This window comes from Halomonas ventosae, assembly GCF_004363555.1.
Classification (GTDB): domain Bacteria; phylum Pseudomonadota; class Gammaproteobacteria; order Pseudomonadales; family Halomonadaceae; genus Halomonas; species Halomonas ventosae.
Genome location: NZ_SNZJ01000020.1, coordinates 62,977 through 88,683 on the forward strand (window position 1 = coordinate 62,977; position 25,707 = coordinate 88,683).

A 25,707-nucleotide genomic window follows, 5' to 3' on the forward strand; every position below is an offset into this window, starting at 1 on the left:
GAATGTCGGGTCGTGAATGTCGGGTCGTGAATTTCTAGAGCGCCTGGCGGCGCAGCAGGCCGGTGATCGCCTCGCCGATCAGCACCAGTACGATGATGGCGATCAGGATGGTGGCGACCGTCTGCCAGGCGAAGGTGTCGATGGACCCCTGCAGGATCACGCCGATACCGCCGGCCCCGACCAGCCCCAGCACCGTGGACTCGCGGATGTTGATGTCCCAGCGCAGGATGACGATGGCGAAGAAGGCCGGCATCACCTGGGGCACGACGGCATAGGCGATCACCTTCGCCTTGGAGGCACCGGTCGCCTCCATGGCCTCCACCGGGCGACGGTCGATCTCCTCGATGGCCTCGCCCATCAGCTTGCCGATGAAGCCCACCGAACGGAACATGATGGCCAGTATCCCGGCCAGCACGCCTGGGCCGAAGATCGCCACGAACAGCAGCGCCCAGATGATGGTGTTCACCGAGCGGCTCGAGACCAGGATGAAGCGTCCCAGCCACAGGCAGGCGCGGTTGGGCGTGGTGTTCTGGGCGGCGATGTAGGAGACCGGCAGGGCGATAAAGATGGTCAGCATGGTGGCCAGCGTGGCGATATGCACGGTCTCGATCATGGCACTGACGATCTCGCCGAGGCGGCTCGGGTCCGGCGGCCACATGCGTGACCCCAGGCTCGAGATCTGGTTGGGGGCATCCCATACCCAGGGCCAGAAGATGTCGATGTCGCGTACCGCCCAGACGACCAGCATCAGCGTCACCAGCATCACGCCGTAACGGATGAGCTGCTCCCGGGGGTTGTGGCGTCGCCAGATGCGATCGGCCAGCAGGTCGGCGTCCTCTACCATATCTTCTTCCTTACCCAGCCGCTCACGCCTTCGCTGAGCAGGATCACCGCGATGATCACCAGCAGGATGGCGAAGGCGAAGTCATAGTCGTAGCGCCCGAAGGCGTTCATCAGGGTGCTGCCGATCCCTCCTGCGCCGACGATCCCCACCACCGCGGAGGCGCGCAGGTTGCTGTCGAGCTGGTACATGGAGAGCCCCACCTGGCGCGGCAGGATCTGGGGAAAGACCGCATAGTAGAGCGTGGCCAGATAGCCGGCGCCCGTGGCACGCATGGCCTCGACCTGGCCCCAGTCGATCTCCTCGATCTCCTCGGCGAGCAGCTTGCCGACGAAGCCGATGGAGTAGAGGGTCAGGGTCAGGATACCGGCCAGGGGACCGAAGCCCACCGCGGCGACGAACAGGATGGCGACGATCACCGGATGGAAGCTGCGCGAGATGATGATCACCGCGCGTCCCAGCAGGTAGACGGGCAGCGGTGCGACGTTGCGCGCCGCCATCACCGCGAAGGGAATCGACAGCAGGACCCCGAGCAGGGTGGCGAGGATGGCGATCTGCAGGCTCTCTGTGAAGCCGGTCAGCAGCAGGTCGAAGCGCGAGAAGCTCGGCGGGAAGCCGCCGCCGAAGATCCGCGCGGCGCGTGGCAGCCCTTCGCTGATGCGCTCCCAGTTGAAGGGCAGGGTGCCAAGGGCCCAGACGAGATAGACGGCCACCACCGCCAGCACGCCATAGCGCAGGACGGGGTTGGCGATGAAGGGGGGCTTGCGCCAGGTTCGGGGTGCCGTCCCCCCGCTGGCCTCAGGTCGAGTCATGGCGAACCTCCCGTTCACGCTTTCCGGGGCGACCCTGAGGGGTGATGGTCTCGTCCTCGGGCGACTCGATACCGCCGTAGATGGCGTCCAGTGCCTCCTTGTCGAAGTCGGCGGGGGCACCATCGAAGATCATGGTGCCGTGGCGCAGCCCGACGATGCGGTCGGTGTAGGTCCTGGCCTGGGCCACGTTGTGGATGTTGATCAGTACCGGCAGCGACAGCTCGCTGGCCAGGCTCTGCAGCAGCACCATGATCTGCTCGGAGGTGCGCGGGTCCAGCGACGCCGTGGGCTCGTCGGCCAGCAGGACTTCCGGTTCCTGCATCAAGGCGCGCACCACGCCGACCCGCTGGCGTTCGCCACCGGAGAGCTCGTCGGCGCGCTTGTTGGCATAGTGGGCGATGCCCACCCGCTCCATCAGCACGAAGGCGCGCTCGATATCCGCCGCCGGATAGCGGCGGGTAATGGCCTGGAAGAGGCTGACGTAGCCGAGCCGGCCGGCCAGCACGTTCTCCATCACGGTGAGGCGGTCGATCAGGTTGAAGCCCTGGAAGACCATGCCGATCTTGCGTCGGGCGCGCCGCAGGTCACGGTTGCGGAGGTTGACGAGTTCGGTGCCGTTGAGCTTGATCGATCCCGAGGTGGGTTCCACGAGGCGGTTAATGCAACGCAGCATGGTGCTCTTGCCGGCGCCCGAGGCACCGACGATGGCCACCACGCTGTTGCCCTCCACGGCGAGATCGAGCCCCTTGAGCACGGGCTCATCCTGGCCGTAGCGCTTGATCAGGTTGGATATCTCTAGCATCGGCGGGTCCAGGCGGGGGATAGGGTCTACGAGACAGCGACGCCGACCTTCCCGGGAAGGCCGGCGTCGTGCTGTCAGGCGTGGGTTACTGGAGGTTCTCGGGGGTGTACTCGACCCCGTTGGCGCTCTGGATGGTACGGATGACCTTCCAGTTGTCCTTGTAGTTGATGGGGATGAACTTCTCGACCCCCTCGAACTCCTCCCCCAGCTCGGTGCCGGCGAACTCGAAGCTGAAGAAGGCCTCCTCGATCTTCTCGACCAGGTCCGGATGCAGGTTGTGGGCGTAGTTGTAGGAGGTGGTCGGGAAGCTGTCGGACTCGTAGATGATCTTGACATCTTCCGGGTCGTAGAGGTCGCGCGCCGCCATGCGTTCGACAACCTCGGAGGCCACCGGGGCGGCATCATAGTCCTGGGCCACCACGCCGAGCATGGACTGGTCGTGGCTGCCCGAGTAGATCACCTCGTAGTCCTCGCCGGGGACGATGCCTTCTTCCGGGAACAGGGCCCGCGGTGCCTGGTTGCCGGAGTTGGAGGTGGGCGAGGTGTGGGCGACTCGCTTGCCCTTGAGGTCAGCCATCTCGTCGATACCGGAGTCGACGTGGGTATAGAGCTGGAGGGTGTAACCGAAACGTCCATCATCCGAGCCCATCAGCGCGAAGGGCACGGCACCCGCCAGGTTGACGGCAAAGGGCGTCGGGCCGGTGGAGAAGCCGGCGATATGCAGGCGACCGCTGCGCATTGCCTCGACCTGGGCCGAGTTGGATTGCACGGCGAAGAAGCGCACGTCGCGGCCGGTCACGTCCTCGAGGTGGTCGATGAACGGCTGCCAGATGTCGGAATAGATCGCCGGATCCTCGACCGGTGTGTAGGCGAAGATCAGGGTATCGGGGTTCGCCCACTCGGATTCGTCGGCCGGGCGGTCGGCGACCATGTCGCCGTTCTCGTCGCAGTAGATGTCATCCAGGGCGCCACGCTCGCAGTCGTCCTGGGCCTGGACCTGGGTGGCGGCCAGCAGGGCCAGGGGTAGCAGCGAGGAGAGGGCCAGCGTGGCGAGCGGGTGCTTTCGAGACCGGAGGGTATGATTGGTCATGGCGTGCCTCGTGAGATTATTGTTGTGACGTTCGGATCTCGACATGTCGATGATCGATACCGAATAACCCTTTCCAATCTAGAGTTCGTGACAAAACCATGTCAAACACTTTCCCCGCCGCGCCAGGCCAGTGGCATAACCGCTACCTGCTGATGCGCCACGGTCACAGCCTGGCCAACCAGCAGGGCTTGATCATCAGCTCGCCGGAACGTGGGCTGGTCGGCTACGGCCTCTCGCCCCGGGGCCGGGAGCAGCTCGATGGCCTGCTGACCGACTGGCGCTGGGCAGCGCCCGCGAGGATCCTGCATTCGGATTTCCTTCGCACGACCGAGACGGCAGCGCGCATCGCGCAGCACTTCGGCCTGCGGCTCGAGCCCGAAACGCGATTACGGGAACGCCATTTCGGGGCGTTCGAGGGTGAGGGAGACGACCGCTATGCCGAGGTCTGGGCGCGGGACGCCCTTGACCCGGCGCATCACCATGCCGGCGTCGAGGCCGTGGCCGAGGTGGCCGCGCGGATGCGTGAGGTCATCGATCAGCTGGAGCAGCGCCACGCGGGGGATACCATCCTGCTGGTCAGTCACGGGGACCCGTTGCAGATCCTGCTGACCTCCCTGGAAGGCCGTGAGCTGAGCCGGCACCGCGAGCGGCCGCCCCTCGCACCGGCCAGCATCACCGCCCTGTGAACCGTTTCGTGTGACAGTGACGCCTGACGTCAGGCAGTGCGTCGCGGGTGAACGGGTGCTGCTGCCGCGCTCACCCTGGGGGAGCGTTCCATCGGGGAAGGGGTGTGGCCCCCGCGGCGGCCGAGGCGCTCGTCCAGGTAGTCGGCGAGTCGACGCGTCTCGACGGCATTGAGACGCAGGGCCAGCTTGGTTCGCCGCCACAGGATGTCCTCGAGGGAGCGCGCCCACTCCTGGTCGACCAGGTAGTCCACCTCGGCGGCCGTGAGCCCGGCGCCGAACGCCTGGCCCAGGGCGGCCTGGGAGTCCCTGCCACCCAGGAACGCCCGACATAGCGAGCCATAGGTGCGGGCAAAGCGCCGGGCCTGGGCGGCATCCAGGAAGGGGTATTCCGCCAGCAGTTGCGCCTCGAAGGTGGCCTGGTCGCCGATGTCGCCGCCCGGCAGCGGCGTCTCGGCGGTCCAGGGGGCGGCCATCGTCGGCAAGTAAGGCACAAGCGCCGCCAGGGCAGCTTCGGCGAGCTTGCGGTAAGTGGTGATCTTGCCGCCGAAGACCGACAGCAACGGGGCGCCATGCGTATCCAGGTCGAGGGTATAGTCGCGCGTCATGGCCGAGGGATCGGCCGATTCGTCGTCACACAGAGGTCGCACACCGGAGAAGGTGCGGATCACGGCGTCCCGGGAGAGGTGAGTGCGGAAGTGGGCATTGACCACCGACAGCAGGTAGTCGATCTCCTCCTCGCTCGTCTCGACCCGTGACGGGTCACCCTCGTAGCGCCGGTCGGTGGTGCCGATCAGGCTGAAGTCTTCCTCGTAGGGCAGCACGAAGACGATGCGCCGGTCGGTGTTCTGCAGGATATAGGCGCGTTCGTCGTGGTTCAGCCGAGGCACGATCAGATGACTACCCTGGATCAGGCGTACTCCGTACCGCGATGACCTCCTGGCCTGGCGGCGTACTACCTGCTCCACCCAGGGGCCGGCGGCGTTGACCAGGGCCCGGCAGCGGCGGGTCAGGCGTCGGCCGGAATCGACCTCCTCGAGATCCACCTCCCACTGCCCGTCGACCTCGCGGGCCCCGATGCAGCGTGTGCGCACCCGGATCTCGGCGCCGTTGTCACGGGCCTGGAGGGCATTGAGCACCACGAGCCGGGCGTCATCCACCCAGCAGTCGGAATACTCGAAGCCTCGGGTGATGCCGGGGGCAAGGCCCTGGTGCGCCGTGAGCCTGATCCCGCGTGACCCCGGGAGCTTCTCGCGCTTGCCCAGGTGGTCGTAGAGGAACAGGCCGGCGCGCAGCATCCACGCCGGACGCAGGTGGGGACGGTGGGGGAGGATGAAGCGCAGTGGCCAGATGATGTGGGGGGCCTTGGCGAGCAGCACCTCGCGCTCGCGCAGTGCCTCGCGCACCAGGCGAAATTCATGGTGTTCCAGGTAGCGCAGGCCGCCGTGGATCAGCTTGCTGCTGGCCGAGGAGGTGGCGCCGGCGAGGTCTCCCTGCTCGCACAGGCCCACCGACAGGCCCCGCCCGGCGGCATCGTTGGCAATGCCGGTGCCATTGATGCCGCCGCCGATCACGAAGAGGTCGAGCACCTCGTCCGACTTGTCGCTCATGGAAACTCCCGTCCGGAGTTGCCCGGACCTCGGTGATGTTTGAATTCGAAAATAGACGAAAATAAAACGAACATCAAGGCGCGTCAGTAGTCACCAGGCAGGGTGACCAGGACGATGGGAGCAGAAGGAGGGCAAGTGAGCGCGGGTGTCAAGCGATATGCAGGGTCACATCGTGCTGCTTGAGCTGGCGCAGGATCGCCTCGGGCGGCTCGCGGTCGGTGAACAGCGCATCGAGCTGTGCCAGGTTGCCCTGGCGAACCACCGGGTTGCGCTGGAACTTGGAGTGGTCGGTGGCCAGGAAGACCTTGCGGGAATTGCGGATGATGGCCTGGGCGACCCGCACTTCCTGGTAGTCAAATTCCAGCAGGGAGCCATCCTCGTCGATGCCGCTGATGCCGATGATGCCGTAGTCGACCTTGAACTGGTTGATGAAGTCGATGGTCGCCTCGCCGATGATGCCGCCATCGCGGGAACGGACCTGGCCGCCGGCAATGATCACGTTGAAGTCCTCCTTGTGCTGGAGGATCGCTGCCACGTTGAGGTTGTTGGTGATCACCTCCAGCCCCTGGTGGTCGAGCAGTGCCTCTGCGATCACCTCGTTGCTGGTCCCGATGTTGATGAACAGCGACGAGTGGTCGGGGATGTGTCGGGCGAGGAGGGCGGCGATGCGTTGCTTGGCCTCGAGGTTGAGGGTCTTGCGGGTCGAGTAGGCGGTGTTGACGGTGCTCGACTCCAGGCCGGCGCCGCCATGGACCCGGCGGATGCGCCCTTCCGCGGAGAGGGTGTTGAGGTCGCGGCGAATGGTCTGGGGGGTGACCGTGAAGTGCTCGGTGAGCTGCTCGATGCTGGCATAGCCCTGGCGGCGCACCAGTTCGATGATGGCGTCCTGGCGTTGCTGCTGGTTCATGGGATCTCCTTGGCTCCCCGGATTCTACGACATCGTTTCGGCCGCTGCAGGTATCGCTCCGCACCTGGATCTTCATCCAAAGTCGTAGTGCCTCCGCCGTCCGGGCATTTGAGCAGTGCGATCGGCTGGAGTAGTCTGGATGATCATAAACGAACATTAGCGTTTAAAAGCGAAATCCGCACGCCACTACAACCACAACAGGATGCTTGCCATGGCTTCATATCTCCTGGCCATCGACCAGGGCACCACCAGCTCCCGCGCCATCCTCTTCGATCGCCAGGGGCGCAGCGTCGCCTCGGCGCAGCGCGAGTTCCCGCAGCACTTTCCCCATGATGGCTGGATCGAGCATGACCCGGAGGATATCTGGGAGACCGTGCTCACCACCTGCCGCGAAGTGCTCGAGGAGACGGGCGTGCCGCCCGAGGAGATAGCCGGGGTCGGCATCACCAACCAGCGCGAGACCACCCTGCTGTGGGATCGGGCCACCGGGGAGCCGCTGCACAACGCCATCGTCTGGCAGGATCGCCGCACCGACGAGGCTTGCCGGCAGCTGCGTGAGGCGGGCCACCTTGAGGATGTCCAGGCACGCACGGGGCTGCTGATCGACCCCTATTTCTCGGCCACCAAGCTCGGCTGGCTGCTCGATGAGGTGCCCGGCGCCCGGGAGCGGGCCGAGCGGGGAGAGCTGGCCTTCGGTACCGTGGACACCTTCCTGATCTGGCGGCTGACCGGCGGCCGGGTCCACGCCACCGATGCCACCAACGCCTCGCGCACTGCCCTGTTCAATATCCATGAGCAGCGCTGGGACGAGGCGCTGCTGGCCCTGTTCGGCATCCCGGCGAGCCTGCTGCCCGAGGTCAAGGACTCCAGCGACGACTTCGGCCGCGTCGATGCCCGCTGGCTGGGGGGCGAACTGCCCATCGCCGGGGTGGCCGGTGATCAGCAGGCCGCGCTGGTGGGGCAGGCCTGCTTCACGCCCGGCATGGGCAAGAGCACCTACGGCACCGGCTGCTTCATGATCGTCAACACCGGGGAAACCGCCGAGGCCTCCCGTAACCGCCTGCTGACCACGGTGGCCTATCGGCTCGATGGCAAGCCGACCTACGCCATGGAGGGCAGCATCTTCGTGGCCGGGGCCACGGTGCAGTGGCTGCGCGACGGCCTGCAGCTGTTTGCCGATGCCGCCGAGACCGAAGCCCTGGCGTGCCAGACGCGCAGCGGCCACAGCGTCTATCTGGTGCCGGCCTTTACCGGCCTCGGGGCGCCGCACTGGGATCCCAAGGCGCGCGGCGCCATCTTCGGCCTGACCCGCGACACCGGCATCGCCGAGATCGTCGCTGCCGGTCTCCAGGCGGTCTGCTACCAGACCCGCGACCTGCAGGTCTGCATGGACGATGACATGTCGGCATCGCCGGGTATCCTGAGGGTCGATGGTGGCATGGTGGCCAACAACTGGGTGATGCAGTTCCTCGCCGACATGCTGGGTGTCCAGGTGGACCGCCCCACGGTACTGGAGACAACGGCCCTGGGGGCCGCCTACCTCGCCGGTCTCAGGCTCGGCTGGTATCGCGACCTCGACGAGATCGCCGAGCTGTGGCGCTGCGAGCGGCGCTTCACGCCACAGATGGACGAGGCGGAACGCGAACGTCTCTATGGTGGCTGGAAGGAGGCCGTGGAGCGGGTGCGTACCCAATAGCGGGAAGCCGGGCAAGGTGCTGATTCGCGGGTATTGAGTGGCGATCCCGGGCTTGCATTTTCGGGGCGGATGGGTAGAATACGCATCCGTTGCCACGGCGAAGTCACGCCGCAGCGGTGAAGCAGGACCATAGCTCAGTTGGTTAGAGCGCCACGTTGACATCGTGGAGGTCGGCGGTTCAAATCCGCCTGGTCCTACCAGAACTCGCCCGGTGACGACAGCTTCAGGACCATAGCTCAGTTGGTTAGAGCGCCACGTTGACATCGTGGAGGTCGGCGGTTCAAATCCGCCTGGTCCTACCAGATACCGGAACGCCCCCGCAGCCCCTGGCTGCGGGGGCGTTCTTCATTCCATGTCGGTCTTCTCGATGAACACCGCCACCAGCCGCTCGATGCCCGCCTGGTCGGCCTCAGAGAAACGCGCCTGCCTCGGGCTGTCCAGGTCCAGTACGCCCCACAGTCGGTGATTCACCACGATGGGCACCACCAGTTCGGCACGGGATTCCGCATCGCAGGCGATATGGTCGGCCACGGCATGCACGTCCGCCACGCGCTGGGTCTCGCGGGTGCGGGCGGCGGCCCCGCAGACGCCCTTCGAGAAGGGGATGGGATGGCAGGCCGGCTTGCCCTGGAAGGGGCCCAGGCAGAGCAGCTCCGGCTGGCGCTGCAGGTAGAAGCCGGCCCAGTTGAGGTCGGGGAGCTCCTGCATCAGGAAGGCACAGGTCTGGGCGCTGTTGGTCAGCCAGTCGCGCGTATCGAGCAGGGCGTCGAGCTGGCGGGCCAGCAGGGGGTAGTCGGGTGTCATGGCGGCTCCTTTAACGAAAGGGGCCGGCACAGTGGCCGGCCCTTTAGCTAACTCGAATCGTTTTTCGCTCAGGGCTGATCCGTCGTCAAGCCTTCGAGGAGGCGCTGTGAACCCATCCCTGGGCGCTACCGACGCCATCCCTGGCGTAGGACCTCCTCTTCGGCTTGCCCCCGGCGCCCTTCGCGGCAGGCAATCGGGTTACCCTCACTTCCAGCCGGGCACCGCCTGCGGCCCGAAGAGTTCCTCCGCCTTGGCCTCGACTTCCTCGGTCTGGTAGGCCTCGACCAGCTGCTGGATGGCCTCGCGCTCCTCGTCACCGCCGCGCACCACGATCAGGTTGACGTAGGGGGACTCGGCGCCCTCCTTGATCAGGGCGTCATCCAGGCTCAGGCCGGCCGGCTGGGCGAAGGTGTTGTTGATGAAGGCCATGTCCACGTCGGGCAGCACGCGGGGCAGCTGGGCGGCCTCGATCTCGCGGAACTCGAAGTCATGCGGGTTCTCGGCGATGTCCAGCGGGGTGGCTTCCAGGAACGTCGGATCGTTGAGCTCGATCAGCCCCTCGTTGTGCATCAGGATCAGCGCCCGGCCCTCGTTGGAGGGGTCGTTGGGCAGGGCGATGGTGGCCCCGTCCGGGAGCTCCTCGATGCTGTCGTACTTCTCGGAGTAGGCGCCGATCGGGTAGACGAAGGTGTAGCCGGCGATGGCGAAGTCGTAGCCGCGGTCCTCGACCATGGAGCGCATGTAGGGCTCGTGCTGGTAGGCGTTGGCGTCGAGGCTGCCGTCGGCCAGGGCGGCGTTGGGCGTCACGTAGTCGGTGAACTCGATGATCTCGACCTCGAGGCCGTACTCGCGCTCGGCGATCTCGGCGGCCACCTTCATGACGTCGGTCTCGGGGCCGGCCACGGTGCCGACCTTGATGGCGTGCTCGTCGGCCAGGGCGGTGCCGGCGCCAAGGGTCAGGGCGGAAGCCGCCAGGGTGCCGATCAGGCTCTTGCGCATGTCGTGGTTCTCCTCGTTGAAGGTGTCGCTGACTCGTTGACGATGGTAATGGAATAACCAAAAAAATTGTAATGCATTCTGGTTATCTTCCCGAAAGCCTCACTTGTGGTCGCTCTTACGGACCAGATAATCCCCCAGGCTCTGGAAACCCTGGACCATCACCACCAGGATCACCACGGTGATCAGCATGATGGTGGGGTTGAAGCGGTTGTAGCCGTAGCGGATGCCCAGGTCGCCCAGCCCGCCGCCGCCCACGGCACCGGCCATGGCCGAGTAGCTGACCAGGGTGACCACCGTCACCGTGAGCGCCGTGAAGATGCCGCCGCGCGCCTCGGGGACCAGCACCTTGGTGATGATCTGCCAGGGTGTGGCGCCCATGGACTGGGCGGCCTCGACCAGTCCCGGGGGGATCTCGTTGAGGGCGCCCTCGACAAGGCGCGCCACGAAGGGGATGGCGGCGATGGTCAGGGGTACGGCGGCGGCATTGGTGCCGATCGACGAGCCGACCAGCATCCGCGTGAAGGGGATGATTGCCACCATCAGGATGATGAAGGGGATCGAGCGACCGATGTTGGTGATCGCCCCCAGTACCCGGTTGAGCGTCGGTTCGGCGAGTATCTGTCGCGGCCGGGTGACGTAGAGCAACACGCCCAGTGGGATGCCCACCAGGGCCGAGATCACTCCCGACACGCCTACCATGTAGAGCGTATCCAGGGTGGCCTTGAGGATCAGGTCAATCATCGCGCTGGACATGGCCGAGCACCTCCACCTGCAGGTCGTGGGATTCGAGATAGTCGAGGGCCTCGCGGGTCTTCTCCGCCGGGCCCATCAGTTCGGCGATCATCAGCCCCAGGGTGCGCTCCTGGATCGATTCCACCTTGGCCTGGAGGATGCTGACGTCCACGCCGCACTCCCGGGCCAGTCGCGAGATCAGCGGGGTCGAGACGGCGTCGCCCGAGAAGGCCAGGCGGACCACCGGGTGGCTGTGTGGTCCGGGGGCCTCCTCGAGGCGCTCGATCAGGGCGCGCGGCGGGTCGAGTTCCAGGAAGTCATTGAGGAAGTCGCGTCCCAGGCGGGTGCGCGGCGCGGTGAAGAAATCGCCCACGTCGGCTTCCTCGACCAGTTCCCCGTCGGAGATCAGGCTGACCCGGTGGCAGATCGACTTCACCACTTCCATCTCGTGAGTGATCAGCAGGATGGTCAGGCCGAGCTTGCGGTTGATGTCACGCAGCAGGTCCAGGATCGACCCGGTGGTATGGGGATCCAGTGCCGAGGTGGCCTCGTCGCAGAGCAGCACCTTGGGGCGACTGGCGAGTGCCCGGGCGATGGCCACGCGCTGTTTCTGGCCGCCCGAGAGCTGTGCCGGGTACTGGCGCGCCTTGTCGGCCAGTCCCACCAGTTCCAGCAGGGGGGTGACCCTCTCACGGATCTCACTGCGCTTCATGCCCATCAATTCCAGCGGCAGGGCCACGTTGGCAAAGACGGTGCGCGAGGTCAGCAGGTTGAAGTGCTGGAAGATCATGCCGATGCGGTGGCGCGCCTGGTTGAGGGCCGCCCCGGAGAGGGCCGTCAGCTCCTGGTCGTCCACGGTAACGGTCCCCGTCGTGGGGCGCTCGAGCAGGTTCACGCAGCGAATCAGGGTGGACTTGCCGGCACCTGAGAGGCCGATCACGCCATGGATCTGGCCCTTCGGTACGTGCAGGTCGGCATGCTTGAGTGCCGTCACGGCCGGGGTGCCGCTGCGCCGCCCCTTGGGGTAGTAGGTCTTGGAAACGTCGTGGAGTCGAATCATCACAGCCGCCGGTGGGGCGCCGGTCGAGAGTCGGGCGGGCAGGGCAGTGGGTGGGCACGAAAAAAAAGGCCACCCTGGCGGGTGGCCATCAACGCTGGACACACCCTTTTAGCTGCACTTCACGCCGTGGGCTGCCTCGGGGGCGGTCCGCGACGTCGGCGCCCGCAATCCGGGTACAAATCGGCGCCTTCAAAATGTAGCCGACAATTTTAAGTTTCGAACGAGCGTATGTCAATGAGAATGGGAGATGATGCCGTTAAGGAAGCTTTGGTCTGGTGGAATTTCCTGCCTGGCGGCATAACGCTGGAACATCTTCGTGGTGGCGTGGCTGTCGTTGGAGGCTGGCACTTGCTCTTCGCATCACACTCCTTTCTCCTTTCTCCTTGCCCCTTGCCCCTTGCTGCCATGGACGTCATCCCCGGGGTTTCCTAGACTGGCGCTCTTTCTCCGGCCCGGTCACGGTCGGCCAGCACGAGGAGCGTTCATGTTCACAGGCATCGTACAGGGCACCGCCGAGGTGGTGGCCATCCATGAGGCGGAGGCCTTTCGCACCCATGTGCTGGCGCTGCCAGCAGAGCTGCGCGAGGGGCTGGCGCTGGGCGCGTCGGTGGCCCACAACGGGGTCTGCCTCACGGTCACGGCCATCGATGGCGAGCGAGTCAGCTTCGACCTGATGCGTGAGACCCTGCGGGTGACCAATCTCGGTGCGGTGAGGGTGGGTGACCGCGTCAATGTCGAGCGGGCGGCGCGTTTCGGCGACGAGATCGGCGGTCATGCCATGTCCGGCCACGTGATGGCGCTGGCCGAGCTGGTCGAGCTCGACGAGGCCCCCAACAATCGCCGGCTCTGGTTCGAGGTGCCTCATGCACTGGGCCGGTTCCTGTTCGACAAGGGCTATATCGGGGTGGACGGCATCAGCTTGACCATCGGGCAGGTGCAATCGGCCACCGCAGACCACGGTCCGCGGTTCTGCGTCGATCTGATCCCCGAGACCCTGGCCCGCACCATCCTGGTGGACCGGGTCCCGGGGGACGGCGTCAATATCGAGATCGACCCCCAGACCCAGGCCATTGTCGAGACGGTGGAGCGGGTGCTGGAAGCGCGTGGCGTGTGACGCGAACGAAAAACCTGACCGTTCCGTCAAGTCTGCGTTGGTGGGTCGGGTGGCGTATGGCCCGCAAGTTGCTTAACTAGGTGGGACCGTGCTGCCTGTGGTCACCCGGGTGCCTCGCCACACGCCGAGGCTTTGGGTACCATAGGCGGCTTTTCTCGCGGGCTTTCTCGCACCCCAGGACCATCGCAACGTCCACGCGCGCAGGAACGACAACCATGCTGCAACGCCTGATCGACAACCAGTTCAAGCTGGTCGAGCACAAGACCGATGTGAAGACCGAGGTCATCGCCGGGATCACCACCTTCCTGACCATGGCCTACATCATCTTCGTCAACCCGAGCATCCTCTCCCAGGCCGGCATGGACTACGGCGCGGTCTTCGTCGCCACCTGTCTTGCCGCCGCGGTGGGCTGCCTGATCATGGGCCTGTGGGCCAACTATCCCATCGCCCAGGCGCCCGGCATGGGGCTCAACGCCTTCTTTACCTACGGCGTGGTGCTGGGCATGGGTTACACCTGGGAGGCGGCGCTGGGCGCGGTCTTCTTCTCCGGCTTCATCTTCTTCCTGCTCAGCATCTTCCGGATCCGCGAATGGATCATCAACTCGATCCCGCTCTCCCTGCGCCTGGGCATCGCCGCGGGCATCGGCCTCTTCCTGGCGATGATCGCGCTGAAGAATGCCGGCATCGTGGTGGCCAACGAGGCCACCTACGTGGCCCTGGGTGATCTCTCCGAACCCGCTGCCCTCTATGCGCTGCTGGGCTTCTTCGTGATCACCGCCCTGGCCTACCTCAAGGTCACCGGGGCGGTGATGATCGGCATCCTCGGTGTTACCGTGCTGGCGATGCTCCTCGGTCACAACGAGTTTGGCGGCTTCATGTCCATGCCGCCCTCCATCGCGCCGACCTTCATGGCGCTGGACCTGGCCGGCGCCTTCGACGTGGCGATGCTCAGCGTGATCTTCGCCTTCCTGTTCGTCGATCTGTTCGATACCTCCGGCACCCTGGTCGGCGTGGCCCACAAGGGCGGCCTGCTGGACAAGGACGGCAAGCTGCCGCGCATCGGTCGCGCGATGATGGCCGACAGTGGCGCGTCCATGGCAGGGGCCGTGCTGGGGACCTCCACCACCACCAGCTATATCGAGTCCACCGCCGGCATCGCCTCCGGTGGGCGTACCGGCCTGACCGCCGTGGTGGTGGCGGTGTTGTTTTTGATCAGCCTGTTCTTTGCCCCGCTGGCGGGTTCCATCCCGGCCTATGCCACCGCCGGGGCCCTGCTCTATGTGGCGGTGCTGATGGCTGGCAGCCTGGCCCACGCCAATTGGGACGACCCGACCGATGCCGCGCCGGTGCTGATCGCCGCCCTGGCCATGCCGCTGACCTTCTCGATCGCCGAGGGCATCGCGCTGGGCTTCATCAGCTACGCTGCGATCAAGACGCTCTCCGGGCGCTTCAAGGACCTCAATCCCGCGGTGATCGTGCTGGCCCTGCTGTTTGCCGGCAAGTTCCTGTTCCTCGACTGAACCATACTGACTGCATTCACCCACCGAGACGCGTATTGATGAGCATCTACGGCGACTACATCAAGTCCGTGATCCGCACGGTTCCCGACTGGCCGCAGCCGGGCGTCAACTTCCGCGACATCACCCCGCTGCTGCAGAACAGTGCGGCCTTCCGCAAGCTGGTCGACAGCTTCGTGCATCGCTACCAGGAGATGGACCTCGACGCTATCGCCGCCATCGATGCCCGCGGCTTCATCATCGGCGCGCCGCTCGCCTATGAGCTGGGCTGCAGCTTCGTGCCGGTGCGCAAGAAGGGCAAGCTGCCGTTCCGCACGATCAGCGAGACCTATACCTTGGAGTACGGCGAGGCCGAGGTGGAGCTGCACTCCGACGCCTTCCAGCAGGGGGATCGCATCCTGATCGTCGACGACCTGATCGCCACCGGCGGGACCATGCTGGCCGCGGCCAAGCTGATCACTCGCAGCGGCGGGCAGGTCGTCGAGACCGCCACCATCGTCGACCTACCGGACCTGGGCGGATCCCAGCGCATCCGTGAGGCGGGCTACGGGGTCTTCTCGGTCTGCTCCTTCACCGAGGACGAGTGACGCTCATGAGCACCCATCGCTACCACCAGCACTTCACCGTTTCCTGGGACCAGCTGCACCGCGACGTGCGCGAACTCTGCCACCGGCTGATCGAGCGCGACTTCAAGGGCATCATCGCCATCACCCGCGGGGGGCTGATTCCCGCGGCGCTGATCGCCCGCGAACTCAACGTGCGCCTGATCGATACCGTCTGCATCAAGAGCTACGACCACATGGATCAGGGCGGCCTGGAGGTGATGAAGGGCGTCGACCACGAGGGTGAGGGCTGGCTGCTGGTCGACGACCTGGTCGATACCGGTCGCACCGCGAAGGCGGTGCGCGAGATGCTGCCGAAGGCCCACTTCGTGACCATCTATGCCAAGCCCGAGGGCAAGCCGCTGGTGGACCAGTACCTCACCGAGGTGGCCCAGGACTGCTGGATCCAGTTCCCCTGGGACATGGGCGTGGCCTACGTCGAGCCGCTGGTCGACCAGGCGAAGCGCTGAGCCATGGCCTGTCCGCTTCCCGATAGTTGGCAGCAGTGGCTAGGTGACGAGTTCGAGGCGCCCTACATGCAGTCGCTGCGCGACTTCCTGGCCGCCGAGAAGGCCGCCAGGAAGGTCATCTACCCGCACTCGGCCGACTGGTTCCGCGCCTTCGACCTGACGCCGCTGGACCGGGTCAAGGTGGTGATCCTCGGCCAGGACCCTTACCACGGGCCGAACCAGGCCCATGGGCTGTGCTTCTCGGTGCGCCCCGGCGTGCGCGTTCCCCCGTCGCTGGTCAACATCTACAAGGAGCTGCAGGCGGACGTGGGCTTCACGCCGGTGGATCATGGCAACCTCGAGTCCTGGGCGCGCCAGGGGGTGCTGCTGCTCAATACCTCGCTGACGGTGGAGCAGGGCAATGCCGGCTCGCACCGTGGCAAGGGCTGGGAGACCTTCACCGACCGCGCCATTGCCACGGTGAGCGAGCATGCCGAGTCCTCGGTGTTCCTGCTGTGGGGCAGCCCGGCCCGCAAGAAGAAGGCGCTGGTCGATACCTCGCGCCACCTGGTGCTGGAATCCCCGCATCCCTCGCCGCTCTCCGCCCATCGCGGCTTCTTCGGCAACCACCACTTTTCCCGGACCAACGCCTTTCTGGTCGAGCAGGGGCGTGAGCCCATCGACTGGCAGCTGCCAGAGACGCCCTGAACACGCTGCCGGGCATCAGCACAAGGCGAGGTGCGCCGGGGACAGGTCGCAGAGGGGGTCCTATTCCATGGATGACATCGGTAGCGTACAGGGAGGTATTCACAGCGCCCCCTCGCAGACCTGTCGCCGGAAAAGCACCGTGTTTAACCTCAAGGCGGGATGCGGTTAGAATGGCCGGCAATTTGTCGTTGCTGTCCATCCGACGATCGTCGCCACGTAACCAACGCCGTCCAAGAGGTTCCCCATGAGCGTCCACGCCATCCAGCACCCCCTGGTCCAGCACAAGCTCGGCCTGATGCGCGAAGCCGGCATCAGCACCAAGAGCTTCCGCGAACTGGCCGGCGAGCTGGCCAAGCTGCTCACCTACGAGGCGACCAGCGACCTGGAGCTGGAGACCCAGGAGATCGACGGCTGGAGCGGCAACAAGATCCCGGTGCAGCTGCTCAAGGGCAAGAAGGTCACCATCGTGCCGATCCTGCGCGCGGGGCTGGGCATGCTCGACGGCGTCACTGACCTGATCCCCAGTGCCCGGGTCAGCGTGGTGGGGCTCTATCGTGACGAGGAGACGCTGGAGCCGGTGCCTTACTTCGCCAAGTTCGCCAACGACCTGGACGAGCGCATGGCCATCGTCATCGACCCCATGCTGGCCACCGGCGGCACCATGGTCGCGACCCTGGACATGCTGCGCGAGCGTGGCTGCAAGCACATGAAGGTCATCGTGCTGGTGGCCGCCCCCGAGGGCATCAAGCGGGTCCAGGACGCCTATCCGGACATCGAGCTCTACACCGCGGCGGTGGATGACCACCTGGACGAGAACGGCTATATCGTCCCCGGCCTGGGCGACGCGGGCGACAAGATCTTCGGTACCCGCTGAACAGCGCTACGTCTCCACGCCGAGTTCCTTCCTGACGCCAGCCTCCGCGACGCCCCCTGTCGCGGAGGCTGGCGTCGTCGCTTCCCGCCTGCCTCTCCTGACCCTCGCGTGACGCGGTCTATGTTCGTTTTCGATCACTATGTGACATTCCTGTCCCATCTGGCGTTTCGCCCCACTCCTGCCCTGCCCGTTAGACAAAAGTTCAATCAAAAAATAAAAGCCATTATAAGCAAGTAGTTGAAAAAATAAGAAGGGGGTTGTCGTCCCCGTTCGCGGTGTTTTCGGTTGACGACATTTGTGTTTGAAAGCGAATCTCGACTAGGTTGTGTTCAGCAGTCTCCGAACCCACCACATAACAACGAACCGTCGAGATCTGTATGTCCTTGATCCTAGATAACATCGACCATGTGGTCGGTGGCGCCACTCACATCTCGGGCGTGAACCTGGAGCTCCAGCCGGGCTCCTTCAACGTCCTGCTGGGACGGACCCTGGCCGGCAAGACCACCCTGATGCGGCTGATGGCGGGCCTCGACACCCCGACCCGGGGGCGAATCCTGATGGACGGCGAAGACGTGACCGGGCGCTCGGTGCGCAAGCGCAACGTCTCCATGGTCTACCAGCAGTTCATCAACTATCCGGCCCTCTCCGTCTACGACAACATCGCCTCGCCCCTGAAGCTGGCCAAGGTCGCGCGCGCCGAGATCGACCGGCGGGTGAGGGACGTCGCCGAGATGCTGCATATCGAGCACCTGCTCGATCGCCTGCCCCTCGAGCTATCCGGCGGTCAGCAGCAGCGGACCGCCATGGGGCGCGCGCTGGTGAAGGATGCCGATGTCGTGCTATTTGACGAGCCGCTGGTCAACCTCGACTACAAGCTGCGCGAGGAATTTCGCGACGAGCTGCGCAGCGTGTTCAGCGAGCGTAATTGCATCGCCGTCTATGCCACCACCGAGCCCGCCGAGGCGCTGGCGCTGGGTGGCAACACCGCCGTGCTCCATGAAGGGCGCCTGCTGCAGTATGGCCGCACGGAAGATGTCTACCACCGTCCGGGCGACATCCTGACCGCGGAGATGTTCTCCGAGCCGCCGATCAACATCGTGAAGGGGATCATCTCCGGCGCCGAGGTGACCTTCGACAAGACGCTGCATTTCCCCATCAACGACGACCTGCGCAGCCTGGCACCGGGTGAGTATCGGTTCGGTGTGCGCGCCTCGCACATCTCGCTCACGCCCCGGGCCAAGGATGACATCGAGGTGAAGATGACCGTTGACCTGGCGGAGATCAGCGGTTCCGAGACCTTCCTTCACGTGCACAACGACCTCTTCCACATGACGGTGCACCTCGAGGGGGTCCACGAGTTCCGTGTCGATGCGCCCGTGACGCTCTATTTCCCGACCCACAAGGTCTATGCCTTCGACCGCCAGGGGGCGGTGGTGCATATTCCGACGCACCTGGGGGGGCTGTGACATGGCAGAGATCACCCTGAAATCCCTGGCCCATACCTACCTGACCGACCCCCAGTCGCCGGAGGACTATGCCATCCGCGAGATGGACCATGTCTGGCACCAGGGGGGAGCCTATGCGCTGCTCGGCCCCTCGGGCTGCGGCAAGTCGACCCTGCTCAACATCATCTCCGGCCTGCTGGAGCCCTCCAGCGGCGAGGTGCTCTTCGACGGGGAGGTGGTCAATGCCCTGCCTCCCGAGGCGCGCAACATCGCCCAGGTTTTCCAGTTTCCCGTCATCTACGACACCATGACGGTCTACGACAACCTGGCCTTTCCGCTGCGCAACGTGAAGACCCCCGAGGCCCGGGTCCATGAGCGCGTCATGGAAGTCGCGGACGTCCTGGAACTCACCGCACAACTCAAGCGCAAGGCGAAGAACCTCACCGCCGACGAGAAGCAGAAGGTCTCCATGGGCCGTGGGCTGGTGCGCGAGGATGTCTCGGCGATCCTCTTCGATGAGCCACTTACCGTCATCGATCCCCAGCTAAAGTGGAAGCTGCGCCGCAAGCTCAAGGAGATCCACCAGCGCTTCGAGATCACCATGGTCTACGTGACCCACGACCAGCTCGAGGCCTCCACCTTCGCCGACAAGATCGCCGTGATGTACGAGGGCCAGGTGGTGCAGTTCGGCACGCCCAGGGAGCTCTTCGAGCGGCCCAACCACACCTTCGTGGGCTACTTCATCGGCAGCCCGGGCATGAACTTCCTGGAGGTGACGACCCGAGATGGGCGCGTGATGGCCGGTGACACCGAACTGGCGGTTGGGCAGGGCGTCCATGACGCCGTGGCCCGTGCCCGTACCACCAACATCAAGCTCGGCATTCGTCCCGAATTCATCGAGGTGCATCCCGAGCCGGTCGAGGGGGGCATGGAGGCCCGGGTGGATCACGCCCAGGACCTGGGGACCTACTCGATCGTCTACCTGACGCTGGGCAGCATGGCCCTCAAGGCGCGGATCGAGGAGGACCAGGCGACGCCCACCGGCAAGGCATGGCTGCGCTTTCCCGACGAGCGGCTCGGCCTTTACGTCGACGAATATCGCGTGGAGATCGAACAATGAACAAGGTCTACAACAATCGCGCATGGTGGCTGATCCTGCCGATGCTGCTGCTGGTGGCCTTCTCGGCCGTCATCCCGCTGATGACCGTGGTCAACTACTCGGTCCAGGACGTCTTCGATGCCAATACGCGCTTCTTCACGGGCACCGAGTGGTTCAAGGAGATGCTCAACGACCCGGCCCTGCAGGCGGCCGTGCTCCGTCAGTTTGCCTTCTCGCTGACCGTGCTGGCCATCGAGGTGCCGTTGGGGATCGGCATCGCCCTGATCATGCCCAAGAAGGGCTGGCAGGCCTCGGCCGTGCTGATCCTCGTGACCATGCCGCTGCTGATTCCCTGGAACGTGGTAGGCAGCATCTGGCAGATCTTCACCCGGGGCGATATCGGCCTGATGGGCTGGAGCCTGCGTGAGCTCGGCTATGGCTACAACATCACCGCGAGCCCGGTGGATGCCTGGGCGACCATCATCCTGATGGATGTCTGGCACTGGACGCCGCTGATCGCGCTGCTCTGCTTCAGCGGCCTGCGTTCGATTCCCGATGCCTACTACCAGGCGGCGCGCATCGACCGCGCCTCGAAGTGGGCCGTGTTCCGCTACATCCAGCTGCCCAAGCTCACCAACGTGCTGGTGATCGGTGTGCTGCTGCGCTTCATGCACTCCTTCATGATCTACGCCGAGCCCTTCGTGCTCACCGGCGGCGGCCCCGGCAGCTCCACCACCTTCCTCAGCCAGTCGCTGACCACCATGGCCATCGGACAGCAGGACCTGGGCCCATCGGCGGCCTTCTCGCTGATCTACTTCCTGATCATCCTGCTGGTCACCTGGGTGTTCTACACCGCGATCATGAACATGCAGAAAGACGACAACAACCAGGAGGCATGACATGAGTGATTCATTGCCCACGACCCCCGACGCCGTTCGCCAGCGGGCCGCGGCCGCCGACAACCGGCGTCGTCGCAAGGCGCGCCCGGCCTCACGCCAGTGGCGCCGCCGGGGGCTCATGACCGCCTATATCGTGTTCGTGCTGTTGCCGATCTACTGGCTGCTCAACATGTCCTTCCAGTCCAACACCGAGATCCTCGGCGGGCTGACCCTGTGGCCCGAGAGCTTCACCCTCGAGCACTATGCCAAGATCCTCACCGAGTCCAGCTGGTACATGGGCTATGTGAACTCGATCACCTATGTGCTGATGAACATGCTGATCAGCATCGCCGTGGCCCTGCCGGCCGCCTATGCCTTCAGCCGCTACAAGTTCATCGGCGACAAGCACCTCTTCTTCTGGCTGCTGACCAACCTGATGGCGCCGCCTGCCGTCTTCCTGCTGCCCTATTTCCAGCTCTACTACACCGTAGGGCTGTTCGACACCCACGTCGCGGTGGCGCTGGCCCACTGCCTGTTCAATATCCCGCTGGCGGTGTGGATCCTCGAGGGCTTCATGAGCGGGGTGCCGAAGGAGATCGACGAGACCGCCTTCATCGATGGCTACAGCTTCCCGAAGTTCTTCGTGAAGATCTTCATCCCCATGATCAGCTCGGGCATCGGCGTGACCCTGTTCTTCCTGTTCATGTTCTCCTGGGTCGAGCTGCTGCTGGCCAGTACCCTGACCTCCACCGGCGCCCAGCCCATCGCCTCGGTGATGACCCAGACCAAGGGCGCCTCCGGGATCGACTGGGGGGCGCTGGCCGCCGCCGGCACGCTGACGATATTGCCGGGCATCGTGGTGGTCTACTTCGTGCGCAACCACATCGCCAAGGGCTTTGCCCTGGGCCGCACCTGAGGAGGACGCGACATGGAATGGATGGTCTGGACCACCCCCACCACGGTCTTCTTCGCGGTCATCGCCGCCATGCTGGCCGGCATGACGGCCTGGGAGGTCATCTCGCCAACGGTCGAGCGCAAGGGCTTCCTGCCCATCTCGACCACCCGCGGTGACCGGCTCTTCATCGGGCTGCTCTCCGCGGCCTATATCCACCTGGTGGTGGTGGGCTTCACCCCGCTCAGCATCTGGCTGGCCCTGGGGGCATCGGTGCTCTGGCTACTGGTCCTGATGCGCTGGGGCTGACAGAAACGCATGGAGCCGAATGTCCAGGGACGGACGACGACAACCAAAGAGGTCAACATGAAAGCGACAACAATGCGACTCTCTCTCCTGGCGGCCGGTGTCATGCTGGCAAGCCCGGTCCTGCACGCCGACAACCATGACGCGCGCGCCATCGCCGAACGCCTGGTCGATGAACACTTCCAGGACTCGACGCTGTCCCGGGAGGAACAGATCGAGGAACTGATGTGGTTCGCCAAGGCGGCCGAGCCCTTCCGCGACATGGAGATCAACACCGTCGCCGAGGGCCTGACCACGCACATCTACGAGCGGGATGTGCTGGCCGAGGCGTTCAGCGAACTGACCGGCATCGAGGTGACCCACAACATCATCGGCGAGGGTGATGTGGTCAACAACATGCAGACCCAGATGCAGTCGGGCCGCAACATCTACGATGGCTACGTCAACGACTCCGATGCCATCGGCACCCACATCCGCTACGGCACCACCGTCAACATCTCCAACGCCATGGAGAACGAGTGGGCCGACTACACCCTGCCGACCCTGGATCTCGATGACTTCATCGGCCTGCAGTACGGCACCGGCCCGGATGGCAGCATCTACCAGCTACCCACCCAGCAGTTCGCCAACCTCTACTGGTTCCGCTACGACTGGTTCCAGCGCGAGGACCTCCAGGAGCAGTTCCGCGACATCTACGGCTACGACCTGGGGGTGCCGACCAACTGGACCGCCTATCAGGACATCGCCGAGTTCTTCACCGAGCACGTCGGCGAGATCGATGGCACCAAGGTCTATGGCCACATGGACTATGGCCGTCGTGACCCGTCGCTGGGCTGGCGCTTCCATGACTCCTGGCTCTCCATGGCCGGCATGGGCAGCCCCGGCGTGCCCTTCGGCAATCCGGTGGATGACTGGGGCATCCGCGTCAACGAGCAGAGTGAGCCGGTCGGCGCCAGCGTCTCCCGCGGCGGTGCCACCAACTCGCCGGCCTCGGTGTTTGCCGTGACCAAGATGGTGGACTGGCTCGAGAAGTACGCCCCACCCGAGGCCAGCGGCATGACCTTCGGTGAGGCCGGGCCGGTACCCGCCCAGGGCCAGATCGCCCAGCAGATGTTCTGGTACACCGCCTTCACCGCTGACATGACTGCCCCCGACCTGCCGGTCACCGACGAGGAGGGCAATCCCAAGTGGCGCATGGCGCCATCGCCCACCGGTCCCTACTGGGAGGAAGGCATGAAGGTCGGCTACCAGGATGTGGGGTCCTGGACCTTCTTCGACTCTACCCCGGAGGATCGCCGTACCGCCGCCTGGCTGTTCGCCCAGTTCACCGTCTCCAAGACGGTATCGCTGGAGAAGCTCATGGAGGGCCTCACGCCGATCCGCGAGTCGGACGTGTTCTCCGAGCAGATGACCGAGATGGCACCCAAGCTCGGCGGCCTGGTGGAGTTCTACCGCAGCCCCAACGAGTCCAACTGGACGCCGTCTTCCACCAACGTGCCGGACTACCCGCGCATGGCACCGCTGTGGTGGCAGAACCTGGCGCCGGCCGTCAGCGGCGATATCTCGCCCAAGGAAGCGCTCGACAACCTGGCCGGCGATCTCGACAGCATCATGGCGCGCCTGGCGCGGGCCAAGGTCTTCGAGACCTACTCGCCCAACCTCAACGAGGAGCGTGACCCCCAGTACTGGCTCGACCAGGAAGGTTCGCCCAAGGCGCAGCTGGATGACGAGATGCCGCAGGGCACCACCGTGCCCTACGACGAGATGATGGAGGCGTGGATGGCCGCCGGTTCCCGCGAATGATGGGCGGGCGGGTCGCTTGACCCGCCCACCTTTGCCCCGGGCGTGCCCGGGTAACTATCACTCCGTGTAACCGGTTGCCTGAACGGGACCCAGGGCCCCGCTCGGTGCAGTCCGAGCGGGGCCCGTTGCTTCGAAAGAAGGGCCAGACATGCAACTCAGAGAGAACAACATCCGCAAGCTCCCCGGCCAGGTCTTCGATGCGCTGGTCATCGGCGGCGGCATCAATGGTGCCTCGGCGGCGGCGGCGCTGAGCGGGAAGGGGGCCAAGGTCGCCCTGATCGACCGGGGCGATTTCGCCGGCAGTACCAGCATGCACTCCTCCAACCTGGTGTGGGGTGGCATCAAATACATGGAGAGCGGCGACTTCAAGCTGGTGCGCAAGCTGTGCAAGAGCCGCAACCACCTGATCAAAAGCTATCCCTCCACGGTCCAGGAGATCCGCTTCCTGACCACCATCAACAGGGGCTTTCGGCATCATCCGCTCTATCCCTGGGCCGGCACCTGGCTCTACTGGCTGATGGGCAGTGCCTTCACGCGGCGGCCGAACTATCTGCGACCCGAGGGGATCAAGGCGCGGGAGCCCATCATCAATACCCGCAACGCCCAGGGAGGCTTCGAGTATTCCGATGCCTACCTGCACGACAACGACGCGCGCTTCGTTTTCAACTTCGTGCGTGGCGCCCTGGATTTCGGCACCGTGGCGGCCAACTACGTCGAGTCACTGGGGGCCCGTCGAGAAGGCGACTGCTGGATCACCACGGCCCGGGATCGTACCGACGACACGACCTTCGAGATTCGCTCCCGGGTGCTGATCAACGCGGCGGGCCCCTGGGTCGACCAGCACAACAGCCTCTCGGGCCAGCAGACCGACCACCATCATGTCTTTTCCAAGGGCATCCATCTGATCGTGCCCCGGCTGACCGACAGCAAGCGGGTGCTGGCCTTCTTTGCCGACGATGGTCGACTCTTCTTCGTCATCCCCATGGGGCCGCGCACCTGCATCGGCACCACCGATACCCGGGTCGAGAAGCCCGAGGTCGGCGCGACGGAGGAGGACATCCGCTTCGTGCTCGACAACATCAATACACGACTCGAGCTCGAGACGCCGCTGGGCAAGGAGGACATCATCGCCACCCGTTGCGGCGTGCGCCCCCTGGCCGTCAAGCCCAGCGGTGGCGGCGACCGGGATTTCCTCAACCTGTCGCGAAAGCATGCCATCGATACCGACGACGAGAAGCGCCACCTGAGCATCTTCGGCGGCAAGCTGACCGACTGTCTCAATGTCGGAGAAGAAGTGGTGGAAGAGGTTCGCCGGCTCGGCGTCGAGATCCCGTACCCGGAGGCCCGCTGGTATGGGGAACCCGATGCCTCGGTGCGGGAAGCCTTCATGCACCAGGCGCGACTCATGGACCTGGATGCGATGACTCGCGCCGAGGCTTCCGAGCCACTCAGCACCCGACTCTGGCGCCGCTATGGTGCCCAGGCGCTGGAGATGCTCGAGGATATCCGCCAGGACCCGCGCCAGGGCGAGGTGCTCATCGAGGGTACCGAATACCTGCGCTGCGAACTGAAACTGGCCAGGCGTCGCGAGATGGTGACCAAGCTCGAGGACTTCCTGAGGCGACGCGCCAAGGTCTCGCTGGTGGTGCCCGAGGAGAGCATCCGCCACTCGCCGGGGTTGCGCGAGGCCTGCGAGATCCTCTTCGACGACCAGGCCGAGGCTCGGCTGCAGGAGTATCTGGAGACGGCAACACCCGAGTTTTGATAGGGCTATCGCAGTTACAAAAAGCGAGAGGGCGCTGGGGGCAAGCCGAAGAGGAGATACCGTCTCTCCTAACCGACCGCAACCCTCACTGAGTTGGTTGTGGCCGATATTCGGTTTGTGACTTCAAGACGCCGAAAGCGATATGCACCAGCTTGCGCATGGCAGCCCCCAAGGCTGTCATCGTCGGCTTACCCGCTCTGCGTAGCCTCGCGTACTGCG

25 protein-coding genes, 2 tRNA genes and 1 pseudogene are annotated in these 25,707 nt (G+C 65.0%); 17 read left to right on the top strand and 11 right to left on the bottom strand.

Annotated features, from left to right (window positions below; translation table 11 throughout):
• Positions 1-34: 34 nt before the first annotated feature.
• The 4 genes from phnE (DFP85_RS15515) to phnD all read right to left on the bottom strand — a co-directional run bounded on the left by phnE (DFP85_RS15515) (position 35) and on the right by phnD (position 3,545).
• The gene (phnE, locus tag DFP85_RS15515; protein ID WP_133637344.1) at positions 35-844 is read right to left on the bottom strand and encodes a phosphonate ABC transporter, permease protein PhnE; all 810 of its coding nucleotides are present in this window, start codon (positions 842-844) and stop codon (positions 35-37) included.
• Positions 838-1,653, bottom strand: coding sequence for a phosphonate ABC transporter, permease protein PhnE (phnE, locus tag DFP85_RS15520; RefSeq protein WP_133637345.1), 816 nt, complete (start codon positions 1,651-1,653; stop codon positions 838-840). The genes phnE (DFP85_RS15515) and phnE (DFP85_RS15520) overlap by 7 nt, the downstream gene beginning before the upstream one ends.
• The gene (gene phnC, locus DFP85_RS15525) at positions 1,640-2,455 is read right to left on the bottom strand and encodes a phosphonate ABC transporter ATP-binding protein (protein WP_133637346.1); all 816 of its coding nucleotides are present in this window, start codon (positions 2,453-2,455) and stop codon (positions 1,640-1,642) included. The genes phnE (DFP85_RS15520) and phnC overlap by 14 nt, the downstream gene beginning before the upstream one ends.
• An 85-nt stretch (positions 2,456-2,540) precedes the next feature.
• Positions 2,541-3,545, bottom strand: coding sequence for a phosphate/phosphite/phosphonate ABC transporter substrate-binding protein (gene phnD / locus DFP85_RS15530; protein WP_133637347.1), 1,005 nt, complete (start codon positions 3,543-3,545; stop codon positions 2,541-2,543).
• 98 nt (positions 3,546-3,643) lie between these two features.
• Here phnD and DFP85_RS15535 point away from each other — a divergent pair, with 98 nt between their 5' ends.
• Complete coding sequence (locus DFP85_RS15535) at positions 3,644-4,231, top strand: histidine phosphatase family protein (RefSeq protein ID WP_133637348.1); 588 nt, start codon at positions 3,644-3,646, stop codon at positions 4,229-4,231.
• A gap of 29 nt (positions 4,232-4,260) precedes the next feature.
• Here the strand turns inward: DFP85_RS15535 and glpD are convergent, their stop codons facing one another.
• Positions 4,261-5,838, bottom strand: coding sequence for a glycerol-3-phosphate dehydrogenase (glpD, locus tag DFP85_RS15540; protein ID WP_133637349.1), 1,578 nt, complete (start codon positions 5,836-5,838; stop codon positions 4,261-4,263).
• A 148-nt stretch (positions 5,839-5,986) separates the two neighbouring features.
• The gene (locus DFP85_RS15545; protein ID WP_133637350.1) at positions 5,987-6,745 is read right to left on the bottom strand and encodes a DeoR/GlpR family transcriptional regulator; all 759 of its coding nucleotides are present in this window, start codon (positions 6,743-6,745) and stop codon (positions 5,987-5,989) included.
• 211 nt (positions 6,746-6,956) lie between these two features.
• Between DFP85_RS15545 and glpK the strand changes: the two genes are divergently transcribed.
• From glpK to DFP85_RS15560, 3 genes are all read left to right on the top strand, one after another.
• A complete protein-coding gene (gene glpK / locus DFP85_RS15550) occupies positions 6,957-8,441 on the top strand; it encodes a glycerol kinase GlpK (RefSeq protein WP_133637351.1) in 1,485 nt (494 codons plus the stop codon).
• Positions 8,442-8,564: 123 nt separating this feature from the next.
• Positions 8,565-8,641, top strand: a tRNA-Val gene (locus DFP85_RS15555).
• 25 nt (positions 8,642-8,666) lie between these two features.
• Positions 8,667-8,743 (top strand) — tRNA-Val (locus DFP85_RS15560).
• Positions 8,744-8,786: 43 nt separating this feature from the next.
• On the opposite strand, the gene DFP85_RS15565 is transcribed toward DFP85_RS15560, so the two are convergent.
• From DFP85_RS15565 to DFP85_RS15580, 4 genes are all read right to left on the bottom strand, one after another.
• Positions 8,787-9,245 (bottom strand): GAF domain-containing protein, encoded by a 459-nt coding sequence (locus tag DFP85_RS15565; RefSeq protein ID WP_133637352.1) that lies wholly within the window; start codon positions 9,243-9,245, stop codon positions 8,787-8,789.
• A gap of 204 nt (positions 9,246-9,449) precedes the next feature.
• Positions 9,450-10,244 (bottom strand): MetQ/NlpA family ABC transporter substrate-binding protein, encoded by a 795-nt coding sequence (locus DFP85_RS15570; protein ID WP_133637353.1) that lies wholly within the window; start codon positions 10,242-10,244, stop codon positions 9,450-9,452.
• Positions 10,245-10,343: 99 nt separating this feature from the next.
• Complete coding sequence (locus DFP85_RS15575) at positions 10,344-10,997, bottom strand: methionine ABC transporter permease (protein WP_106232057.1); 654 nt, start codon at positions 10,995-10,997, stop codon at positions 10,344-10,346.
• Complete coding sequence (locus DFP85_RS15580) at positions 10,978-12,036, bottom strand: methionine ABC transporter ATP-binding protein (protein ID WP_133637354.1); 1,059 nt, start codon at positions 12,034-12,036, stop codon at positions 10,978-10,980. The genes DFP85_RS15575 and DFP85_RS15580 overlap by 20 nt, the downstream gene beginning before the upstream one ends.
• Positions 12,037-12,520: 484 nt before the next feature.
• On the opposite strand from DFP85_RS15580, the gene DFP85_RS15585 reads away from it, so the two are divergent.
• The 13 genes from DFP85_RS15585 (at position 12,521) to DFP85_RS15645 (ending at position 25,488) form a co-directional block, all read left to right on the top strand.
• Positions 12,521-13,150, top strand: coding sequence for a riboflavin synthase subunit alpha (locus tag DFP85_RS15585; protein WP_133637355.1), 630 nt, complete (start codon positions 12,521-12,523; stop codon positions 13,148-13,150).
• A gap of 215 nt (positions 13,151-13,365) precedes the next feature.
• Positions 13,366-14,670, top strand: coding sequence for an NCS2 family permease (locus DFP85_RS15590; RefSeq protein ID WP_133637356.1), 1,305 nt, complete (start codon positions 13,366-13,368; stop codon positions 14,668-14,670).
• 38 nt (positions 14,671-14,708) lie between these two features.
• Positions 14,709-15,254 carry an adenine phosphoribosyltransferase gene (locus tag DFP85_RS15595; protein WP_133637357.1) on the top strand — a complete coding sequence of 182 codons (546 nt, stop codon included), beginning with the start codon at positions 14,709-14,711 and terminating at the stop codon, positions 15,252-15,254.
• 5 nt (positions 15,255-15,259) lie between these two features.
• Complete coding sequence (gpt, locus tag DFP85_RS15600; protein WP_106231994.1) at positions 15,260-15,739, top strand: xanthine phosphoribosyltransferase; 480 nt, start codon at positions 15,260-15,262, stop codon at positions 15,737-15,739.
• A 3-nt stretch (positions 15,740-15,742) separates the two neighbouring features.
• A complete protein-coding gene (gene ung / locus DFP85_RS15605) occupies positions 15,743-16,426 on the top strand; it encodes a uracil-DNA glycosylase (RefSeq protein WP_133637358.1) in 684 nt (227 codons plus the stop codon).
• A 244-nt stretch (positions 16,427-16,670) separates the two neighbouring features.
• The gene (upp, locus tag DFP85_RS15610) at positions 16,671-17,300 is read left to right on the top strand and encodes a uracil phosphoribosyltransferase (protein ID WP_133637359.1); all 630 of its coding nucleotides are present in this window, start codon (positions 16,671-16,673) and stop codon (positions 17,298-17,300) included.
• 377 nt (positions 17,301-17,677) lie between these two features.
• Positions 17,678-18,766, top strand: a complete 1,089-nt coding sequence (locus DFP85_RS15615) for an ABC transporter ATP-binding protein (RefSeq protein ID WP_133637360.1) — start codon at positions 17,678-17,680, stop codon at positions 18,764-18,766.
• Position 18,767: 1 nt separating this feature from the next.
• Positions 18,768-19,865 carry an ABC transporter ATP-binding protein gene (locus DFP85_RS15620; protein ID WP_133637361.1) on the top strand — a complete coding sequence of 366 codons (1,098 nt, stop codon included), beginning with the start codon at positions 18,768-18,770 and terminating at the stop codon, positions 19,863-19,865.
• The gene (locus tag DFP85_RS15625; protein WP_106231988.1) at positions 19,862-20,743 is read left to right on the top strand and encodes a carbohydrate ABC transporter permease; all 882 of its coding nucleotides are present in this window, start codon (positions 19,862-19,864) and stop codon (positions 20,741-20,743) included. Before DFP85_RS15620 ends, DFP85_RS15625 begins: the two co-directional genes overlap by 4 nt.
• 1 nt (position 20,744) lies before the next feature.
• Positions 20,745-21,638 (top strand): carbohydrate ABC transporter permease, encoded by an 894-nt coding sequence (locus tag DFP85_RS15630; RefSeq protein WP_243737320.1) that lies wholly within the window; start codon positions 20,745-20,747, stop codon positions 21,636-21,638.
• 12 nt (positions 21,639-21,650) lie between these two features.
• Entirely contained in the window at positions 21,651-21,923 is a 273-nt protein-coding gene (locus DFP85_RS15635; protein WP_133637362.1) for a DUF2160 domain-containing protein, read from the top strand.
• A 57-nt stretch (positions 21,924-21,980) separates the two neighbouring features.
• Entirely contained in the window at positions 21,981-23,723 is a 1,743-nt protein-coding gene (locus DFP85_RS15640; RefSeq protein ID WP_133637363.1) for an ABC transporter substrate-binding protein, read from the top strand.
• 148 nt (positions 23,724-23,871) lie between these two features.
• Positions 23,872-25,488 (top strand): glycerol-3-phosphate dehydrogenase/oxidase, encoded by a 1,617-nt coding sequence (locus DFP85_RS15645; RefSeq protein ID WP_133637364.1) that lies wholly within the window; start codon positions 23,872-23,874, stop codon positions 25,486-25,488.
• A gap of 85 nt (positions 25,489-25,573) precedes the next feature.
• On the opposite strand, the pseudogene DFP85_RS19130 reads toward DFP85_RS15645, so the two are convergent.
• Positions 25,574-25,707 (bottom strand): annotated as a pseudogene (locus DFP85_RS19130) (IS110 family RNA-guided transposase); the annotation flags it as partial.

What these genes read in the sequence shown, in the direction of transcription:
- DFP85_RS15565 (WP_133637352.1), bottom strand. Translation starts at nt 9,245, where the DNA reads ATGACACCCGACTACCCCCTGCTGGCCCGCCAGCTCGACGCCCTGCTC.
- DFP85_RS15585 (WP_133637355.1), top strand. Translation starts at nt 12,521, where the DNA reads ATGTTCACAGGCATCGTACAGGGCACCGCCGAGGTGGTGGCCATCCAT.
- DFP85_RS15615 (WP_133637360.1), top strand. Translation starts at nt 17,678, where the DNA reads ATGTCCTTGATCCTAGATAACATCGACCATGTGGTCGGTGGCGCCACT.
- DFP85_RS15575 (WP_106232057.1), bottom strand. Translation starts at nt 10,997, where the DNA reads ATGTCCAGCGCGATGATTGACCTGATCCTCAAGGCCACCCTGGATACG.
- DFP85_RS15580 (WP_133637354.1), bottom strand. Translation starts at nt 12,036, where the DNA reads ATGATTCGACTCCACGACGTTTCCAAGACCTACTACCCCAAGGGGCGG.
- DFP85_RS15535 (WP_133637348.1), top strand. Translation starts at nt 3,644, where the DNA reads ATGTCAAACACTTTCCCCGCCGCGCCAGGCCAGTGGCATAACCGCTAC.
- DFP85_RS15635 (WP_133637362.1), top strand. Translation starts at nt 21,651, where the DNA reads ATGGAATGGATGGTCTGGACCACCCCCACCACGGTCTTCTTCGCGGTC.
- glpK (WP_133637351.1), top strand. Translation starts at nt 6,957, where the DNA reads ATGGCTTCATATCTCCTGGCCATCGACCAGGGCACCACCAGCTCCCGC.
- DFP85_RS15640 (WP_133637363.1), top strand. Translation starts at nt 21,981, where the DNA reads ATGAAAGCGACAACAATGCGACTCTCTCTCCTGGCGGCCGGTGTCATG.
- DFP85_RS15620 (WP_133637361.1), top strand. Translation starts at nt 18,768, where the DNA reads ATGGCAGAGATCACCCTGAAATCCCTGGCCCATACCTACCTGACCGAC.
- DFP85_RS15545 (WP_133637350.1), bottom strand. Translation starts at nt 6,745, where the DNA reads ATGAACCAGCAGCAACGCCAGGACGCCATCATCGAACTGGTGCGCCGC.
- DFP85_RS15630 (WP_243737320.1), top strand. Translation starts at nt 20,745, where the DNA reads ATGAGTGATTCATTGCCCACGACCCCCGACGCCGTTCGCCAGCGGGCC.
- phnE (WP_133637344.1), bottom strand. Translation starts at nt 844, where the DNA reads ATGGTAGAGGACGCCGACCTGCTGGCCGATCGCATCTGGCGACGCCAC.
- phnC (WP_133637346.1), bottom strand. Translation starts at nt 2,455, where the DNA reads ATGCTAGAGATATCCAACCTGATCAAGCGCTACGGCCAGGATGAGCCC.
- phnE (WP_133637345.1), bottom strand. Translation starts at nt 1,653, where the DNA reads ATGACTCGACCTGAGGCCAGCGGGGGGACGGCACCCCGAACCTGGCGC.
- gpt (WP_106231994.1), top strand. Translation starts at nt 15,260, where the DNA reads ATGAGCACCCATCGCTACCACCAGCACTTCACCGTTTCCTGGGACCAG.
- upp (WP_133637359.1), top strand. Translation starts at nt 16,671, where the DNA reads ATGAGCGTCCACGCCATCCAGCACCCCCTGGTCCAGCACAAGCTCGGC.
- DFP85_RS15595 (WP_133637357.1), top strand. Translation starts at nt 14,709, where the DNA reads ATGAGCATCTACGGCGACTACATCAAGTCCGTGATCCGCACGGTTCCC.
- DFP85_RS15645 (WP_133637364.1), top strand. Translation starts at nt 23,872, where the DNA reads ATGCAACTCAGAGAGAACAACATCCGCAAGCTCCCCGGCCAGGTCTTC.
- glpD (WP_133637349.1), bottom strand. Translation starts at nt 5,838, where the DNA reads ATGAGCGACAAGTCGGACGAGGTGCTCGACCTCTTCGTGATCGGCGGC.
- ung (WP_133637358.1), top strand. Translation starts at nt 15,743, where the DNA reads ATGGCCTGTCCGCTTCCCGATAGTTGGCAGCAGTGGCTAGGTGACGAG.
- DFP85_RS15570 (WP_133637353.1), bottom strand. Translation starts at nt 10,244, where the DNA reads ATGCGCAAGAGCCTGATCGGCACCCTGGCGGCTTCCGCCCTGACCCTT.
- DFP85_RS15625 (WP_106231988.1), top strand. Translation starts at nt 19,862, where the DNA reads ATGAACAAGGTCTACAACAATCGCGCATGGTGGCTGATCCTGCCGATG.
- phnD (WP_133637347.1), bottom strand. Translation starts at nt 3,545, where the DNA reads ATGACCAATCATACCCTCCGGTCTCGAAAGCACCCGCTCGCCACGCTG.
- DFP85_RS15590 (WP_133637356.1), top strand. Translation starts at nt 13,366, where the DNA reads ATGCTGCAACGCCTGATCGACAACCAGTTCAAGCTGGTCGAGCACAAG.